Raw genomic sequence first — 2835 nt, 5'->3', positions numbered from 1 at the left:
CGGTGCGGTACAGGAGCACCGCGGCGTTCCGCCCTACCCGGAGACCCAGCAGTATGTTGAGAAGATCCTCGATGGCACCCAGTCCACCTTTTCTGCTGACTGCAAGGCCCCCACCGGGGCCCGGGCCTGGGACGGAGACCTCGGCGATGGTGAGTGGGCCACCCCACTGCCCGGGGGCGTATTCACCTCCGGCTACGGTGGGCGCGCTCTGGCTGGAGTCCCTGGCTGGGCCAACCAGCACGAGGGCGTGGACATCGCCACCCCCGGGGCTGGCAACAGCAGCGGCGGAGTCGTCGTAGCCCCCACCGGCCTGCGGATTACCGGGTTCAACGTCACCGACGGATGCGTCATCGCCAAGGAGGACGGGCTTGACCCCGATTTCGGATTCGCCTTCTGCCACCTGCACTCCTGGGACGTGGCCAAGGGCCAGAAGCTCAAACGCGGTGACATCATCGGCGTCGAGGGCAACCGCGGGCGCTTCGGCATGGCCACCCACCTGCACCTTGAGATCTACAAACCTGACGCCCCCGACCTCGTCTTTCCCTACCAGGGGCACAACCTCGACCCCCAGCCCATCCTCAAAGAGAAAGGTGCGTGGCCGAGATGATGCGCCATCCGCTTCGCCTCGCCGCAGCCTTGTTGATGTGCGTGTTGCCGCTTGCCGCTTGTGGCTCCAGCAACGAAGCCCAGCAGGTCTTCCAAGAAGCCACCGCCTCCCCCACGGCGCGACAGCTAGGCGAGGGCACCTTCGCCACCGCGGATAACGCTGACCGAACCGATGTGGACTCCACCGCCGAGGTCACCGCCCTGATGCTCCACTCCTGGGACACCGCCAGCGACCGCACCGAAACCGCCGCAGCGATCCGTACCCAGTCGCTGATGTCCCCTGACTGGGCCGCTCACCAGGTTGAGCCCGAACGTAACGCAGCAGGCGCCCCATGGCTTACCGCAGCGCAGCACGAGAGCTACAGCACGCCTACCATCGTCCCCGTCCACGGCGACATCAATCAGGACATCGCTCCGGACAAAGCCATTCGCGCTTACACCGTGGAATGGGCCTGGAATACCCGAGACGGAGCCACCATCCACGAAATGGATCGTCGGCAGGTCACCCTCTACCTCGAAGAGCGCGACGGCCAGTGGGAAGTCGTCGGCCATCAGTCCCGCGACATTGGCGGCGCCCAGCAGGTGGATGGTAGATGAACGAAAGAAGCCGGCACAGCTGTTGTGGCTGGTCTGGCCTTCTTTATCTACTGTGTGGAGTCGTCCTGAGAGGAACTTTCCTTCTTCTCGATGACCTCAAGGATTGCCTGAAGCCCTTCAGGATCAATCTGGCCGAGGGCTCTCGCCGCGAAGTTACGCACCTCGGCTCGTCGGAGGGCGCGCACCGTGGCTAGTTCCTGCTCGACCTGCTCAGGCAACGGGCCGTTCTCGTGCACCAAATATCTGGGGTCCACTCCGAACACTTCCCCCAGCGCCCGGAGCAGTTTCTCATCGGGGCGCACCCGGGTGTCGGCCGTCTTCAGGTAGTGCCATTTCGTGCGCGACATAGCCACACCGCGGTCTTTTATGCCTTGCTGAATCGTGGTGAAGTCGTAGGGATGGCCGGTTTCGGTGCGCAGGGTGTCCAACAGCAGGTTGATTTTGTCGGCCAAAATCTGGGCTGACCGTTCCCGGTTGGCGTCCCCCACGTCTTTTCTCCTCATGTCACGATCCAGGCGTAGATGCTGCCCAGGAAGGCTAATCCGTAGATGAAGCCTGAGATCACCTGGTGACCAGTGTGGTCCTGTAGCCGGATACGGCTCCAGCACACCACCAAGCCCACCGGAACGAACAGCAGCCCGACAACACCCCAGGATGTTGTCAGGGCAACAATAGTGCCGCCCATCATCATGCCGTGCCCGGAGATCTTCCACCACGGACTCACCACAGCGATCACCAAACCGGCCAGGAACGTGGCCACCAGCAGCGCCACAATCTCGATCGGTCCCCGCAGCAGGATCGCCGCCGTGAGGTAGCTGAGGACCAGTACCAGCACCCCGGCCATCACCGGGCGGCGGTGCTCCTTCACGCTCACGTGGTGGTCGGTGAGGACCCCTCGGCGCACCAGTGTGAGGACCACGGCCAGTGGAACCCCGCATACGATCAGGGCCGCGCTGATTCCCCACCACAACGAGGCGGCAGAAAGGTGCGCACCCCAGGGCAGCGCGATGAGCAACGCCGCCAGCAGCACAGGAGGCTGGAAGGCTTCCGTGGCGGTTCTCTCCCAGCGGGGGACGACGATCGAGGTGCTCATAATGTGAGATCAAATCTCCTCTCGGCGGTCTGCAGGGCACACCGTTGCCTTTCCGACAGGTCCATGTTCTCTGCTCGCAGGGCATCTTCGACGGCAATGACGGCACTGTAGAGAACTTTTTGGGGATCAGCCGACAGGGCGCTGTGCCAGCCCGGAGGTCGTCCACCAGGGCTCCACCGGTCAGCGTCGAGTTGGGACCACACCGGAGCGATCCTCAGGATGTCCATGCGCAGACCCATCTTCAGGCGCCGGCCTTGGGCGTAGAGACCCAACCACGCCACGGCCAAGCACACCAGTACGGCCCCGGGCAAGAAGACCGGGCCGAACGAGGCTCGCATGGCCGTAGCTACAGTATCCCAGGTGCCTGAATACCCGAGGACTGCATAGCCGGCTTCAAGCGTGCAGCCGAGCACGAGCAGAGAACCTCCCACACCCAGGCCGAGCAGAGCCGGCCACAGTAGACGGTCGTGCTCGGGCTGGCGCAGGGTGAGTTCCTGGAAGGCGACACGGGCAACATCGGTGGCGTTCCACGCTCCCAT

5 protein-coding genes are annotated in these 2835 nt (G+C 63.9%); 2 read left to right on the top strand and 3 right to left on the bottom strand.

The window, feature by feature from the left end; genetic code table 11:
- The coding region (locus ABEA06_RS13630; protein ID WP_345311843.1) for a M23 family metallopeptidase at positions 1-607 on the top strand (607 nt) is incomplete at its 5' end.
- Positions 604-1203 carry a hypothetical protein gene (locus ABEA06_RS13625; RefSeq protein WP_345311844.1) on the top strand — a complete coding sequence of 200 codons (600 nt, stop codon included), beginning with the start codon at positions 604-606 and terminating at the stop codon, positions 1201-1203. The genes ABEA06_RS13630 and ABEA06_RS13625, both read left to right, overlap by 4 nt.
- A gap of 47 nt (positions 1204-1250) precedes the next feature.
- Here the strand turns inward: ABEA06_RS13625 and ABEA06_RS13620 are convergent, their stop codons facing one another.
- The 3 genes from ABEA06_RS13620 to ABEA06_RS13610 all read right to left on the bottom strand — a co-directional run.
- On the bottom strand, positions 1251-1691 hold the full coding sequence (locus ABEA06_RS13620; protein ID WP_303383259.1) for a hypothetical protein: 441 nt from the start codon (positions 1689-1691) through the stop codon (positions 1251-1253).
- An 11-nt stretch (positions 1692-1702) separates the two neighbouring features.
- Positions 1703-2296, bottom strand: a complete 594-nt coding sequence (locus tag ABEA06_RS13615; protein WP_345311842.1) for a hypothetical protein — start codon at positions 2294-2296, stop codon at positions 1703-1705.
- Positions 2293-2835: hypothetical protein (locus tag ABEA06_RS13610; protein WP_345311841.1), on the bottom strand; the 543-nt coding region annotated here is incomplete at its 5' end. The genes ABEA06_RS13615 and ABEA06_RS13610, both read right to left, overlap by 4 nt.

The sequence above is a fragment of the Kocuria gwangalliensis genome (genome assembly GCF_039544365.1).
GTDB lineage: Bacteria > Actinomycetota > Actinomycetes > Actinomycetales > Micrococcaceae > Kocuria > Kocuria gwangalliensis.
This window is presented reverse-complemented; position numbering and strand designations above follow the sequence as displayed.

Bases quoted from the DNA above. Each gene is read 5' to 3' on its own strand.
- ABEA06_RS13625 (WP_345311844.1), top strand. From the start codon at position 604: ATGATGCGCCATCCGCTTCGCCTCGCCGCAGCCTTGTTGATGTGCGTG.
- ABEA06_RS13615 (WP_345311842.1), bottom strand. From the start codon at position 2,296: ATGAGCACCTCGATCGTCGTCCCCCGCTGGGAGAGAACCGCCACGGAA.